This window comes from Shewanella sp. 10N.286.52.B9 (genome assembly GCF_002873635.1).
In the GTDB taxonomy this organism is placed as follows: domain Bacteria; phylum Pseudomonadota; class Gammaproteobacteria; order Enterobacterales; family Shewanellaceae; genus Shewanella.
On sequence record NZ_MCTY01000185.1, the window covers coordinates 22,896 to 37,998 of the forward strand.

The 15,103-nt window shown below is 42.5% G+C and carries 15 protein-coding genes; 4 read left to right on the forward strand and 11 right to left on the reverse strand.

All coding sequences use genetic code 11. The annotated features are described in order from the left end of the window. Positions 1 to 2: 2 nt before the first annotated feature. The 10 genes from BCU91_RS13500 to BCU91_RS13545 all read right to left on the reverse strand — a co-directional run bounded on the left by BCU91_RS13500 (position 3) and on the right by BCU91_RS13545 (position 10,504). Positions 3 to 482 (reverse strand): TlpA disulfide reductase family protein, encoded by a 480-nt coding sequence (locus tag BCU91_RS13500; protein ID WP_102531701.1) that lies wholly within the window; start codon positions 480 to 482, stop codon positions 3 to 5. A 333-nt stretch (positions 483 to 815) separates the two neighbouring features. Continuing rightward, a complete protein-coding gene (locus tag BCU91_RS13505; protein ID WP_157936292.1) occupies positions 816 to 1,382 on the reverse strand; it encodes a cytochrome b/b6 domain-containing protein in 567 nt (188 codons plus the stop codon). A gap of 242 nt (positions 1,383 to 1,624) precedes the next feature. Beyond that, on the reverse strand, positions 1,625 to 3,091 hold the full coding sequence (der, locus tag BCU91_RS13510) for a ribosome biogenesis GTPase Der (protein ID WP_102520528.1): 1,467 nt from the start codon (positions 3,089 to 3,091) through the stop codon (positions 1,625 to 1,627). 79 nt (positions 3,092 to 3,170) lie between these two features. Further along, on the reverse strand, positions 3,171 to 4,358 hold the full coding sequence (gene bamB, locus BCU91_RS13515; protein ID WP_076542699.1) for an outer membrane protein assembly factor BamB: 1,188 nt from the start codon (positions 4,356 to 4,358) through the stop codon (positions 3,171 to 3,173). A gap of 12 nt (positions 4,359 to 4,370) precedes the next feature. Continuing rightward, entirely contained in the window at positions 4,371 to 4,988 is a 618-nt protein-coding gene (locus tag BCU91_RS13520; RefSeq protein WP_076542697.1) for a tetratricopeptide repeat protein, read from the reverse strand. A 52-nt stretch (positions 4,989 to 5,040) separates the two neighbouring features. Further along, positions 5,041 to 6,315: a histidine--tRNA ligase gene (gene hisS / locus BCU91_RS13525; RefSeq protein WP_102440590.1), complete on the reverse strand. Its 1,275-nt coding sequence runs from the start codon at positions 6,313 to 6,315 to the stop codon at positions 5,041 to 5,043. Positions 6,316 to 6,414: 99 nt separating this feature from the next. Next, on the reverse strand, positions 6,415 to 7,530 hold the full coding sequence (gene ispG, locus BCU91_RS13530) for a flavodoxin-dependent (E)-4-hydroxy-3-methylbut-2-enyl-diphosphate synthase (protein WP_076542693.1): 1,116 nt from the start codon (positions 7,528 to 7,530) through the stop codon (positions 6,415 to 6,417). Between the two features lie 52 nt (positions 7,531 to 7,582). Further along, complete coding sequence (locus tag BCU91_RS13535; RefSeq protein ID WP_102440591.1) at positions 7,583 to 8,566, reverse strand: RodZ domain-containing protein; 984 nt, start codon at positions 8,564 to 8,566, stop codon at positions 7,583 to 7,585. Then, entirely contained in the window at positions 8,566 to 9,348 is a 783-nt protein-coding gene (pilW, locus tag BCU91_RS13540; RefSeq protein ID WP_102477209.1) for a type IV pilus biogenesis/stability protein PilW, read from the reverse strand. Before pilW ends, BCU91_RS13535 begins: the two co-directional genes overlap by 1 nt. 34 nt (positions 9,349 to 9,382) lie before the next feature. Further along, positions 9,383 to 10,504: a bifunctional tRNA (adenosine(37)-C2)-methyltransferase TrmG/ribosomal RNA large subunit methyltransferase RlmN gene (locus tag BCU91_RS13545; protein ID WP_076542685.1), complete on the reverse strand. Its 1,122-nt coding sequence runs from the start codon at positions 10,502 to 10,504 to the stop codon at positions 9,383 to 9,385. 159 nt (positions 10,505 to 10,663) lie between these two features. On the opposite strand from BCU91_RS13545, the gene BCU91_RS13550 reads away from it, so the two are divergent. From BCU91_RS13550 to BCU91_RS13565, 4 genes are all read left to right on the forward strand, one after another. Further along, positions 10,664 to 11,746 carry a hemolysin family protein gene (locus tag BCU91_RS13550; RefSeq protein ID WP_102440593.1) on the forward strand — a complete coding sequence of 361 codons (1,083 nt, stop codon included), beginning with the start codon at positions 10,664 to 10,666 and terminating at the stop codon, positions 11,744 to 11,746. 209 nt (positions 11,747 to 11,955) lie between these two features. Then, complete coding sequence (locus tag BCU91_RS13555; protein ID WP_102531703.1) at positions 11,956 to 13,716, forward strand: bifunctional metallophosphatase/5'-nucleotidase; 1,761 nt, start codon at positions 11,956 to 11,958, stop codon at positions 13,714 to 13,716. 160 nt (positions 13,717 to 13,876) lie between these two features. After that, entirely contained in the window at positions 13,877 to 14,179 is a 303-nt protein-coding gene (locus BCU91_RS13560) for an NrfJ (RefSeq protein WP_102440595.1), read from the forward strand. Positions 14,180 to 14,252: 73 nt separating this feature from the next. Beyond that, positions 14,253 to 14,777: a GNAT family N-acetyltransferase gene (locus tag BCU91_RS13565; RefSeq protein ID WP_102531704.1), complete on the forward strand. Its 525-nt coding sequence runs from the start codon at positions 14,253 to 14,255 to the stop codon at positions 14,775 to 14,777. Between the two features lie 75 nt (positions 14,778 to 14,852). On the opposite strand, the gene BCU91_RS13570 is transcribed toward BCU91_RS13565, so the two are convergent. Further along, positions 14,853 to 15,065, reverse strand: a complete 213-nt coding sequence (locus BCU91_RS13570) for a DUF3820 family protein (protein WP_102440597.1) — start codon at positions 15,063 to 15,065, stop codon at positions 14,853 to 14,855. Positions 15,066 to 15,103: the final 38 nt, after the last annotated feature.

The window sequence follows — 15,103 nt, forward strand, 5'->3', positions numbered from 1 at the left end:
TTTTACTCCTTTAACAACAGTTGAATTTCTTGCTCGTAAGCAGGCTTATTCTTGTCAAAAAAACCAACATGTTTTTGCACTAATTCACCTTGGCGGTTAAACAAATAACTACTTGGCATACCAGGTAAATCAAACTCCCTTGCCACATCCCCTTCTGGATTAAAGCGCAAATTGAAATTAGCGGGGATTTTAGTGAGAAACTCATGGGCTAACTCAGTATCAACATCCAGATTGATAGCAACCACTTCAAAGCCTTGCTGCTGGTATTTGGCCTGCATCTGGTTCATCCAAGGAAAAGACTTTCGACATGGACCGCACCAAGAGGCCCAAAAATCTACATACACCACTTTGCCAGCAAACTCTTTCAAGCTGGTTTCGGTGCCATCTTTGGTTAGTACAGTATGCTCAAGTGAAGGCGCGGCAAATAATGGGCCGCTAAAGGCCAATGTGAGTAACAAACTCGCTAGTAATGATCGCTTCATGGAGTCTCGCTTTGTTAATATTATTTTTTCAGGAGTCATGAATGACTAATTTTTAATGATTCAATATCATCTAAGTTAAATCTTCAATCTTAAGGTTTTATTAAGCATTGTGACGAGTTAGTTTAACAGAGTGTTAAGTTGGAGAGTTAAATAGGTAAAGATTAACCCGTTAACAAGGTCTGACGAGTATAGGATAGCGAACAAGAGTTGGTTAATGAGGACTAATAATCACCGCGCTAGCACTAACGCCATGACGCGGTCTTGAAGCAATAGCTAGAACAACCGCTGATACGCTGCTCAATAGGCTTAGTTCAACACAACTGGTGACTGTGTTTACCCGCCGATGATTCTCGAGACTAAGCCCTTATCGTGGGTAAATTCGGCCAGTATTATTCCGGCCAAATGCAAACTGATAAACGGAATAAAATACCACAAGGCAAGTTTATGCACGGTTTCAGCTTGGTGTTCAATGGACTCTGGCCCAAATTCAATCAACAAGCCTGTGGAGACCGATAACGCAATACCCAGATAAAATAGCCAATATACCCACGCTTGAAATTTTTCACGGCAGCTAGCCTGTTTACTGAATGCGCTAGGGTATTGTAAACCGCATTTTGCCATATAGATAAAGCGCAGCGACACAAAAACAGCCACCGCATAACCAAAATATAGGTGCCACTGGAACATCACATTACGGATACTTTTAGCAATGATGACGGCTTGTTTATCGCTGATGAGTATATCAAGCGGCAATAGCCCTTGTTGGATCATCTCTGCCATATGATTTTTCTCCATCCAGCCTAAACGCAGTAAGATGGTTAACAGCATCACCAACATCGACAACGCAAGCCCCCAATGCAGAAGACGATGGATAGCAGGGAAATGGCTGTGAGTACTCATAAAAAACTCAGCGATTGAAAGTGAATTATGACTATAAGTGGTAAAACTTAACATTCGCTTATGCTAGATCATTTCAAGTTTCACCTTACCAAACCAATAACTGTCAATAACCTCGGTTCAAACTCCTCAGTTCAAACACCTCAGTTCAAACACCTCAGTTCAAACAACAGTAAATCAGAGACATAAAAAAACCTGAATCACTTTGCAGTCATTCAGGTTTTGCTTAACTCACAGAAAATAATTTATTTTTTGCGGCTATTAATGTGGCTCATTGCGCGTTTACGGCGACGCTCTTGACTAATGGTTAGCTTTTCATGGCGGCCTTCAAATGGATTAGCTCCCTCTTGAAAGCGCATTTGAATTGGCGTACCCACAACTTTCAATGAACGACGGAAGTAGTTCATCATGTAGCGCTTGTATGAATCAGGTAACTTGCTTACTTGGTTACCGTGTACCACAACGATTGGCGGGTTATAACCACCGGCATGGGCATACTTAAGCTTCACTCGGCGACCATGTACTAATGGTGGCTGATGATCATCTTGTGACATTTGCATAACGCGGGTCAGCATTGAAGTACTTACGCGGCGCGTTGCACTGTCATAGGCTTCTTCAATTGACTCGTATAAATGACCAACACCTGTGCCATGAAGCGCTGAAATAAAGTGAATGCGGGCAAAATCGATAAAACCTAAACGGCGATCTAACTCACTTTTGACACCTTCTTTAAATGCTTGGTCAAGACCATCCCATTTATTCACAGCAAGTACAATTGCACGACCAGCATTAAGTGCAAAACCAAGCAAACCAAGATCTTGCTCTGTAATACCGTCTTGAGCGTCGATCACTAACAAGACAACGTTAGAATCTTCAACTGCTTTCAGGGTTTTAATCACTGAAAACTTCTCAATAACTTCATGTACTTTCGCGCGGCGACGCACACCAGCAGTATCAATTAATACGTATTGACGACCTTCACGTTCCATTGGAATGTAAATACTGTCACGAGTCGTACCTGGTGCATCATAAACAACCACACGCTCTTCACCTAAAATACGGTTAGTTAGCGTTGATTTACCTACGTTAGGCTTACCAATAATAGCAAGCTTAATAGGTAAGTTTTGCAGGCGCTCTTGTTCAGCTTCGGCTTCTTCTTCAGTGTACTCACGTACATCTTCAACTTCTTCACCGTCTTCTTGGCGAGTAATACCCATAGCTTCAGCATAAGGCGCTAAAGAGTATTCAATCATATTGGTAACACCGCGACCTTGCGCAGCTGCCATTTGATAAACTTCACCTAAACCTAATGACCAAAACTCAGCACAGGCTGAATCAGCATCAATACCATCAACTTTGTTAGCAACAACAAAGGTAGTTTTATCACGGCTACGTAAATGCTCAGCAATCGCTAAATCAGCTGCTGTTAAGCCTGCACGAGCATCAGTTAAAAATAGCACCACATCTGCTTCTTCAATCGCCGCTAGCGATTGTTCAGCCATCTTAGTTTCAATCCCTTCTTCAGTGCCATCGATACCACCAGTATCAACCACAATGAATTCATAACCAGCTAAAAACGCACGTCCATATTTACGGTCACGAGTTAAACCAGGAAAATCGGCGACAAGCGCATCTCTTGTGCGAGTAAGGCGATTAAATAAAGTTGACTTACCAACATTAGGTCGCCCCACAAGGGCCACTACAGGGATCATGATTTTGCCTCTAAAAACTTTAAAATAAAAAGCCCCCGGAACACACTTCCAGGGGCTCTAATAAGGTTTGCTATTCAATTTATGGCAGTACAATCGTCGCGATTTTGCCGCTACGACCTTGCACATAAATTTTATCTCCAACCACTACTGGTTGTGAGAATAAACCATCACTATCAACCTCAACACGTCCAGCGACTTCGCCAGAGTTGCGGTCAATAAAATGTAAGTAACCTTCAAAGTCACCTACAACAATATAAGAGCCTATAACGGCAGGTGAAGTTAAACTACGATTCATTAACGTAGAGTTACTCCATAATTCAAGACCGTTACGTCTATCTACTGAATAAATTCGGCTGTGGTCATCGACTAAGTATAGTCCAACCCCTGCTGTCGCTAATTCATTGAAGCTTGAATACTTACGCGTCCATACAACACGACCCGTTCTTAGCTCCATAGACACTAAGTTACCATTGTAACTTACCGCGTATAAATTATCGCCCAAAATTAACGGTGTCATGTCCACATCGGCCATACGAGTAAACTCGTTACCACCGGTTGGGTTAAATACCGCCTGCTCCCAAGCCACTTGTCCATTGTTTTTGACAATAACCGCTATTTTACCATCAGCAGTGCCAAGGAAGAAACCACCTGAATCATAAGCTGCTGAGCTAGTGCCGCGTAGCGTTAGATTTGGCAGTTGCATCTCATGGGTCCACAGTTTAGCACCGTCATCAATATCAAATGCTTCAAAGTTACCATCACTGGTATGCACGCCAACTGAATCTTCAGACACAGTTGGAGCCGATAACAGCTCACCGCTTGCAACTGCTGACCATACGGTCTCACCGGTTTGAGCATCTAATGCCACCAATAAACCAGACTCGCCGCCAATAAAGACTTTATTACGGCCAGCGGTAACGCCTGCGGCAATGCGTGCCTCTTTCGTTTTCGCCAGCTCAGTATGTTTAAATTCTGAAGCTAAGTCTTTACGCCAAGCCACTTTGCCTGTTGCTTCTTCAAAGGCGACGACCTCACCGTTGCGATCGGCCACATATACATGGTCATATCGAATAGCCGGTTTAAGTTGAGAATAAAAGTCACCGACTCCGCCCCCAACCTTGGCATGCCAGTTTACTTCTGGAAAAACAGTTGCTTGAATTTCAGTTAGTTCAGTAACAACTTCTTCTTCATTATCATTTGAAGAACAAGCAGATAGCAATGCGACGCTTAAGCCCGCTGCTAGCAAAGTTTTGCATAAAGACTTCATTCGGCTAATTCCTTATGCCTTGTTTAAATTGTCTAGCTTCATTTGTAATGCAGGACTGGTTAACGAACCGCCGTTATCAACAGCAGCTTGGTAAGCTGAACGTGCACTATCCATGTCACCTTGACGCACAAGTAAATCGCCTTTTAACTCATCACGTTGAGCATTAAATGCTTCATCGGTAATTTGCTCTAATGTCGCAATTGCAGTGCCGATGTTACCTTGCTCTGCTTGCACGCGAGATAGACGTAACGTCGCTAAAGACTCTAAAGCAGCACCCGGTTTTGCAGCAATGATTTTAGTAAAAGCCGCTTCTGCTTTATCTAACTCGCCTGCATCGACAGCAGCTTTAGCTGACATGAGTTCAAGCAAGGCTTGGTAACCTTTTTGATCGTGCTGTGCACCAAACTCAGCGATAGCTGCTTGTACTGCACTGCTGTCGCTGTTAGCAGTAATGCGTTGAAATGCTTCTGATGCAGCTTCCGATTTTTCAATTTTTACGTCAGAGTAATAATTCCAACCGTACAATCCACCTAGACCTACGACTGCACCCACAATGATTGAGCTGCCGTAATCTTTCCAGAACTGCTTAATAGCATCTACTTGTTGTTCTTCTGTGCTATAAATTTCCACGCGCACTTCCCCTTTCTATTCAGTTCTGTTTTTTATTAGCTAAGGGCTAATATTAAAATAATGATTTTATCGTAGTCGCCAACTCTTCTCGGGCAACTAAAAGTTGTTCGTTCTTATTTCTCAGTGGCTTAATTGCAACTTGGTTATTGGCAATTTCGTTTTCACCAATGATCAGGGCGTACTGCGCACCGCTTTTATCAGCACGTTTCATCTGCTTTTTAAAGTTACCGCCGCCACAATGACTCATGACTTTAAGCGCTGGCAGGCTTTGACGCAACTCTTGGGCAATTTTAATTGCTTCAACTAAGCAGTTTTCGCCCATTGCCGTGACATAAACATCGACAACTGGCGCGACATCTTTATCAAGCTCAAGGGTTTGCAGTAGTAAGACAATACGCTCAAGTCCCATTGCAAAACCTACTGCAGGGGTATCTTTACCACCCAATTGACCAACCAGACCATCATAACGACCACCAGCAAGTACCGTTCCTTGAGAGCCTAAGCTATCCGTTACCCACTCAAAAACGGTGCGGTTATAGTAATCTAAACCACGCACAAGACGAGGATTAATTGTGTATTGGATGCCGACAGCGTCTAAGAGTTCACATAAGGTTGAAAAATGTGTTTTTGATTCTTCACCTAAATAATCCATTAACTCTGGCGCATCAGCTAGCAAGGCTTGAACCTGTGGCGATTTAGAATCCAATACTCGTAGCGGGTTTGAATACATACGGCGCTGTGAGTCTTCATCTAATTGCTCTTTGTGCTGCTCTAAAAATGCAATTAATGCATCACGGTAAGTAGCACGTTCAGCAGGATCACCTAAGGTATTAAGTTCCAGTTTAACGTGGTCTTTAATGCCAAATGAATCCCATAATCTTGCAGATAACATCAATACTTCCGCATCAATGTCCGCACTTGCAATGCCGTACACTTCAACACCAAATTGGTGGAATTGACGGTAACGACCTTTTTGAGGACGTTCATGACGGAACATAGGTCCCATGTACCATAAACGTTGCTCTTGGTTGTAAAGTAAACCATGCTCATTTCCCGCACGAACAGTCGATGCTGTGCCTTCTGGGCGCAATGTTAAACTGTCTTCATTGCGATCAGCAAAGGTATACATTTCTTTTTCAACGATATCGGTGACTTCACCAATTGAGCGCTTGAATAAATCAGTACTTTCAACAATAGGAGTACGGATTTCACTGTAACCATAGGCACTAACAGTAGAGCGAATAACCGCTTCGACTTGTTGCCATAAAGGGCTTTGAGTTGGCAGAATGTCGTTCATTCCACGGATTGCTTGGATCTGTTTTGCCACGTTTAATTCGCCTAATTTTTAGCTAATTAATTAATCATATGCCTTACACAAAAAAAACACCTACCACTGCTGGTAAGTGTGTTTTTATCTAAAACTAACTTATTCTGTTGCGTCTTTGATATCGATTCGGTTTTGCATTATCGCTGCTTTTGCGCGAATTTTTGCTTCCAGTGAATCCACTATATTGTTGTTATCAAAGCGCTCTTTTTGACGTTTACCGTCATCATAATAACCACTTTTTCCGTGGCTACCGGTTAAACCAATATCTGAAACTAACGCTTCACCTGGGCCATTGACCACACAGCCGATAATCGACACATCCATTGGGGTGGTGATATCTTCAAGGCGCATTTCTAACGCATTGACAGTGTTAATCACATCAAACTCTTGGCGTGAACAAGACGGACAGGCAATAAAGTTAATGCCGCGGCTGCGAATACGTAATGATTTTAAGATATCAAAACCGACTTTAATTTCTTCGACTGGATCTGCCGCTAATGAGATACGTAAAGTATCACCAATACCTTCAGCCAGTAACATGCCTAAGCCCACTGCTGATTTAACCGAACCCGCACGAGCGCCGCCTGCTTCAGTAATGCCTAAATGCAATGGCTGCTTAATTTGCTTGGCGAGTAAACGGTATGATTCAACCGCTAAAAATACGTCTGAAGCTTTTACACTGACTTTAAACTGGTCAAAGTTTAGACGGTCTAAAATATCCACATGACGCATGGCTGATTCAAGCAATGCTTCTGGTGTTGGCTCATGATACTTGTCCATCAGATCTTTTTCTAATGAACCGCCATTAACACCAATGCGAATTGGAATATTTTTATCACGCGCACATTCAACTACATTGCGAATACGTTCTTCATTACCAATGTTGCCGGGGTTAATCCGCAAACAATCAACACCGTATTCAGCCACTTTAAGTGCGATACGGTAATCAAAATGAATATCGGCAACTAAAGGTACACTAACGCGCTGCTTGATAAGCTTAAACGCTTCAGCGGCATCCATTGTTGGTACTGAGACTCGCACTATGTCTGCACCGACTTTTTCAAGGGCCAAAATTTGTGCAACTGTGGCGTCGACATCAGTGGTTTTAGTATTTGTCATCGATTGCACCGCAATTGGTGCACCATCGCCGATCGGAACATCCCCTACATAAATGCGGCTAGAAGGACGGCGGATGATTGGAGATTCGTTATACATAATCTGTTGCTCTACTACTTACCAAAATTGAGTTAACACTAAGCTTTAAAGACTAGGCTTTAGGCAGGGTTAACTTGGCCACACGGTCAGAAAACTCAGCAAGGCTGACATTTTCATTATTAAAGCTCATGGTGACAACTTGCGGCGCACCCAATATCACTTTAAAAGGTGCCTTGCCGGTGACTTCAACGACTCTAGCTGAGCCCTTAACGCCATCAACCAATGTTTTACCATCGGCATCGATAATGTTAACCCAGCAATCATCACTAAAGCTAAGCGATATAGTATCAGTTTCAATCACATCAGCAGTGGTTACTGCAGTATCAACTGCAGCTGTTATTGCTGGTGACACAGCAACAGAGTCAAGTGTGTCAGTCGCCGTTGCTGGCTTAATAACACGGTTACTCTCCTGAACATTACTGCTCACTTGAACTGCGTCATCGTTTTGACTTTGTGCTGAGATTACCTCGCTGGCAACGGGTTCCCGATAAGCCAGTTTAGGATCGATTTCTGGCTCTAATAAGTCTTGTGTTTGCTGCGCCACATTAGCAGCTGCGACTTCTTCTGCTGTCGGCTTTGATAAATCAACTCCCGTTAGCATTGAGTCTTTTTGTACCCACCACAACAATAATAGCGCAAGTAATATCGCTACGATGAGATAAGTAACTAAGGTGAGACGGCTGTCACGGGCTTCGCGGGTAGTTTTGCGAGAAAAGCTTTGCATAGCAGCAGTTTCATCAGGAAGTTGCTGGGCTAAACATTGTTGAACGGCATTAACATCTGCTTCAACGTACTTGGCAAAGTTTTTAGCGTAGCCGCGGGCATAGGTTGCTGAAGCAATATTATCAAAAATATCATTTTCAATATCTTCAATAACACTGGGACGCAAATGCAGCTGTAATGCCACAGCATCTATCGAGACACCCTTTTTTTCGCGGGCAGTGCGTAGCAGCATACCCGCTGTTGAAACAGTTTCGAGTAATTCAGCTTGCTCGAGATTATTATCTGTTTCTATCTCTGTAATTTTATTTGTCATTAATGCAAATTAGCCCTGTATTCTTTCGCTTGTTCTGAAGCAGGATATTTGGCAATTAAAGTAATTCCGTAGCGTTTTACCGCTTCATCATCCGCTAACTCACGGGAAATTTTAATACCTAATGCTAAGCTTTCTGGTGTTTGTTGTGCCACACGGTGAAGACGCGTTAAATTCGCTTTAGCGGCTTGATAATCATTTTCTACTATCGCAAGCTCAATCAATTCTTTCAAGGTTGATTGTCGTCTTGGATCATATCGCAGCGCATCTTCAAAATAGCCCTTGGCTTTTTCGGTGTCACCTGCAGACATACTACACACGCCTAAGTTTTCGTAGCTTGAAGCGGTGCGAGTGTATTGTTTGGTTTCAATCGCGGCTAATAGCATTTCTTCAGCTTGTGCGAATTTATCTTGCTGGCAAAGAAACACGCCAAAGTTATTTTTCGCATCACCACCTGCATCTGGCGCGGCAATGGCTTTACGGTAAGCCGCCTCTGTACGTACAGTATCACCTACCGTTTGGTAATAATACGCCATCGCGATATGCACTGAACTTAACTGCGGTGCATATTCAACCGCACGATTTAAATTAAATTTAGCTTGTTCAATATTGCCTCGATTTAAATAAGTCAGTCCCAGCTGCATTCGCTCAATAGCTGCGGCTTGCTTATCTAAGGTTCTTTCGGCAACAGGAATATCAGTACCGCTATAAGTTCGCTCAGTAACACAACCCGTTAGAGGTAATGCCATCGCGACTACAATCAAAAACTTTGGCAATCCATGCATATTCCAACGCCTATTAATCTATACAAACAATGAGTTAATCCATTGTGACCGAAATCTGATTTTGTTGCATTTGTTTTTTTGCTAAACGTTTAGTGCGATCACGAATATCACCGGCTAATTGTCCACAAGCCGCATCAATATCATCACCACGGGTTTTACGCACAATAACCGTTAAGCCGTATTCCATTAATACTTTAGAAAAACGGTCAATTCTAGAATTAGAAGAGCGACCATATGGCGAACCAGGATAAGGATTAAACGGAATTAAGTTAATCTTACACGGCGTGTCTTTCATTAGCTTGGCTAATTCATGGGCTTGATCTGTACTGTCATTGATATGATCAAGCATCACGTATTCGACTGTAACACGTCCGCGGTTAGCATTGGACTTTTCTAGGTAACGACGAATCCCAGCTAAAAATTCTTCTAGCGGGTATTTCTTGTTTACCGGCACCAATACATCACGCAGCTCATCATTTGGCGCATGAATACTCACCGCTAAAGCCACATCGATCACGTCACCTAATTTGTCTAACGCAGGCACGACACCTGAAGTCGATAAGGTCACACGACGCTTAGACAGACTAAAACCAAAGTCATCTAACATGATGTCCATTGCAGGGATCACATTGGCTAAGTTTAATAGTGGCTCACCCATTCCCATCATAACAACGTTAGTGATTGGACGATCGCCAGTGTCTTTATGGAAACCTAAAAATTCTGATACACGCCATACTTGACCGATGATTTCAGCCACTGAGAGGTTACGGTTGAAGCCTTGCTGCCCTGTTGAGCAGAAAGTACATTCCAATGCACAGCCCACTTGTGATGATACACACAGGGTTGCACGGTCTTCTTCAGGGATGTAAACAGTCTCGACTTCTTGGCCTTGACCAACATTGATCGCAAACTTAATGGTCCCATCAGATGACTTTTGAAAGCTAGCAATCTCAGGGGCAACAATTTCACACTTTCGAGCTAACTTAGCGCGCAGTGCCTTGTTAATATTGTTCATTTCTTCGAAGTCGCTAACACCAAAGTGATAAAGCCATTTCATCAATTGATCGGCTCGGAACGGTTTTTCGCCCATTTCTGCGAATAGCGCTCTCATCGATTTTCGATCAAGATCCAATAAATTGATCTTTTTTTCACTCATGTTGTGTAACCTCAAAAAACCTAAAACTTGCTTGCGGGCGGCGAATTATACAGATCCTAACAAAATTTGGCTATAGAAGTAGCAACAAAGCTTAGAGACTATGCTAGAATTTCCTCGGACTAATATTGGTCTGCCATTTGGAGGTGTAATTCCACCTTTATGATAACCCTTATCATTATAGTATTTATCGCCATTGCAATCTCTTTTCTTTGTAGTGTATTTGAGGCGGTACTACTGTCTGTTACGCCTAGTTATATTGCCACTTTGGCTAAAACGAATCGTAAAGCTGCCGATCGGCTTAATAAACAGAAAGAAAACGTGGAATCACCACTGGTTTCTATCCTGACTCTCAACACCATTTCCCATACCGTAGGCGCAGCTGTTGCTGGTGCTCAAGCGGCAAAGGTCTTTGGCGATGAAATGCTAGGGGTATTTTCCGGGGTACTGACCTTTCTCATCTTATTTTTCTCAGAAATCATTCCTAAAACCTTAGGTGCAAACTATTGGCGTTCATTAGCGCCATCAGTGTCGCTAGTTTTAGTGTGGTTAGAGCGTATTACCAAACCACTAATCTGGATGTCTTCAAAAGTCACCAAATTAATGGGTAAAGGCGACGAAGGGCAGTATATTCGTCAAGAAATGAGTGCGATGGCCGAAATTGGGCGACAATCAGGTGAACTTGATAAACAAGAGTCTGCCATTTTAACGCAAATGTTATCGGTTAAAGAAATGCCCGTTTCAGCGATTATGACACCGCGAACCGTGATGTTTAAATTACCGGTGACTCTGACCCAAGGGCAATTTGTGCAGCAGTTTTTAGCTAAACCCTTTACCCGTATTCCTGTATATGAAGACGACCCTGATAATATTATTGGTTATGTTAACCGTAATAATATCATTCAAGCAGAACGTTACACCCAGAAAGAATCCATTGGTGTATTGAAGAAAAACCTGCTGGTTATTCCTGAAACCGCCAAGATTTTACCGATATTTGAATTGATGATTAAGCGAAATACTAAAATCGCTATGATTGTCGATGAGTATGGTTCTGGTGAAGGTATTGTCACCTTAGAAGATATTGTTGAGTCTTTACTGGGACTAGAAATTGTCGATTCAAACGATCCTGTCACCGATATGCAGCAATTAGCGCGTAAATTGTGGAGTAGCCGCATGAAGCATAAAGGCATTGTATTATCTGATGACGGTGAGTTTACCAAGCAATCTCAAACCCCACCGCAATAATACTCTAGCTTTATAGCTATAGATTTAAGGGAGCTTAAGCTCCCTTTTTAATTTAGTTAATATAACCACAGCCTTGGTTTAACGGCTATGCATTAGCAGCAACTAAAGTAAACAACGACTAAAGTAAACAGCTACAAAAATCAGTCACCCATTAAGTTCATTAAACGCCGGATCAGGAACAGCCTCCTTTTTCTGTATTAGAGTAAAAGATGCCCAATAACTATCGCCTTAGCCTTGCTCATATTAACGATACTCATTCTAATTTTGAGCCTAGCAGTGTTCAATTTTCCTTATCGGTCGAGCAACAGCATTATCACGTCAACACGAAAACAGGTGGCTACGCCCGTTTAGGCCATCAAATTGAATCAGCAAGGCAACAAGCTGCTCAACATAACCATGAGTTTTTGTTTTTGCATGGCGGCGATAGCTTTCAAGGCACCTTATATTTTAGAGAATTTCAAGGCGCGGCTAACGCGCACCTACTCAATATGCTCAAACCCGATGCTATGGTGTTAGGTAATCATGAAATAGATGCAGGTAATAGCCCAGTACTGGCTTTTTTAAATCGTATCGAATTTCCGGTGTTAGCTGGCAATATGGATCTCAGCCAAGAGTTAACCGATAAAGAAGGCCGCCTAAGTGGTCACCCTATGCTTTATGATTACGACAATCAGACCCAATGTGCCAAGGTGCTAGTTAAGCCGTTTTATGATACTCACATCGCCATTGTCGGGATTACGCTGGATCAGATGCCGCTGATTGCTCGCCCCGATCCTGATACCCATTTTATCAATGCCATTGACACGACGGCTAATACCATTGCCAGTCTGCAGCAGCAAGGCATACAGCATATTATTGTCCTCAGCCATTTAGGGCTAGATCAAGACCGAGAGTTAGCAGAAAAAGTATCTGGGATCAGCGTCATAGTTGGTGGGCACTCACATACCTTACAAGGTCGATTCGATGAACTAGGTCTTAGCCACACTCCCTATGCTGAGCGGGTAAATAACACCCCTATCATCCATGCCAGTAAATACGCTGAAGTCTTAGGCTTAGCTAATATCACTTTTGATCGCTCTGGCGCCTGTATTGCCATAAATGGTAATAACTACTTTATGATTGATGATGAATTAGAAGTGCTGTTTAATCCTAAGCAAGATAATCAGCTTACTAACCTCAATACTTTGCCCACAGAGCAGCAAATAAATAGCGTAAAAACCAAGCTTATCAGCCACCCTGCTATCCGTGGTGATCAGGCCTGTGAAAGCATTCATAACACCATAATGGAGCAATACCGCCCAGCGCTAAATGCGCTAGAAGAGCAAGTGCTTGCTTACATACCCCATGATTTCATTCATACCCGTTTACCCAGTAAGCACTTTCCCCATGGCAGTGAAATTGCCCCTTGGGTTTGTAGAAGTATGTTTAAAGCCACTAAGCATTCAGGTGAAAAACTCGATTTTGCCTTACATAATGCCGGTGGCGTTCGGCAGTCATTAAATAAAGGCAGCTTATCAATGGCGGATGTATTAGGGCGGATTTTGCCTTTTGAGTTGCCATTAGTGAAATATCAAATTCAAGGCAAATACCTTTATGAAGTGCTGGAGTCGGCCATTAATGCCGCCACCAATAATGGGGTAACTGGCACTGGCGCTGGTAGCTTCCCCTACACTTATGGTATCCGCTATTTCTATGATGGCACCTTAGCGATGCATCAACGTATTACCTCCGTTGAGTTATATCAAGACGGTTTATGGTCGGCAATTGATCCTGAAAAGCTCTATATTGGGGTGTCTTCGGCCTATACCGCCTTAGGTAAAGAAGGTTATGACGCATTACTAAAAGCCCATTGGCAACAAGACTTAGATACCAAGACGTTACCTGAAGCCTTTGTTGATTTTGTTACCCAGCATGGAAACTTAATCGAAAACCCATTACAGCCTAATGTTTACTATATTAGCCACAGGTAATATTGAGTTTAAATTTTGCCTTGTGTAGTAATTTAGTATTCACAAATCTGCCGCGGATCACAGACCCTGTGTGCGCTTCATGATTTAATAAACTATCTTTATGTAGATTCATGACCTGAATCATTGCAAAATTTAGCCTAATCAAATAGGGAACGTATTCATGAAAGCAAAACTGATCAAATTAGCTGCAGCAGCAACATTAGCATTAGGCGTATCATCAGCATGGGCTGCTGGTATTATGCACCAAGGTGAAGTAGTAGAAACGATGAACAGCGGTGGTTATACCTATGTTCAAGTTAAAGCAGAAGATAAAACTTTTTGGGCTGCTGGCCCACAAGTTGCGATCACTAAAGGTGACACTGTGATCATGAATGAGCAAATGTGGATGCAAGATTTCACCAGCAGCACATTAAACAAAACCTTTGATAAATTATTATTTGTTGGCAAAATCGAGAAAAAATAACTCGCTTTAGCAATAAATACCCCATAATCGGCTAATTCTCATTAGCCGATTTTTTATCTGATATCAAGCAGCCATGACTCAAACAGCGCAATATTCAATTATCACCTTCAGGCCTGCTTTTACTCAGCAAGTCAGTGAGCTAGTTCATCAAAGTGTTCGACAAATCTCACACCGACGATACTCTCAAGCCCAGTTAGCCGCATGGTCAACTAAACCGCGCTCAGCAAAACATTGGCAATTACGGCTGACGCGATCGCAATCTTGGTTAATGCTGGCAACAAACAAAGCCGATACTTTAGCAAGTCAGCAGCCAAAGGTTATTGGGGTTATCAATGTCGAAACCCATTTTAAAAGCCGCGGTTATATTGATAGTTTGTATATCGCCCCCGCCTATCAGCAACAAGGGCTAGCATGTCAGCTTTATGAAACCTTAGAAAAGTGGGCTCTCAGCCAAGGCTACGCAGAATTGAATGTTGATGCGTCATACTTATCAAAAGCATTTTTCATCAAGCAAGGGTTTACACTGATCCAGCCAAGCTACCAAATCAGTCAACAGCAGGTGATTAATAGTTTCTATTTAAGCAAGCCGCTCACTTAAATCTTAATCCTCAGCAGCACAAGGCAAGATATCAACTGATAAAGACAAGTCTTACAAACACGTTAACCAGTGGATTTACTTTGTTAATAACGGCTGCAGCATCTGCTCTAAACCATTAAGTTTTACTTCATACATCAATGCCAATTGCTCGCCTAACTTCCCCTCAGGAAAACCTTTACTATGAAACCACACCAGGTATGGCTCGGGTAATTCCAGTAACTTTCGTCCAGCATATTTACCAAATGGCATGGTTTGGTTAATGGCTTCTAATAATAATTTTTCATTCATAGTGTCAAAGTCTTTTTGTTCAGGAGATTTAGTTAACA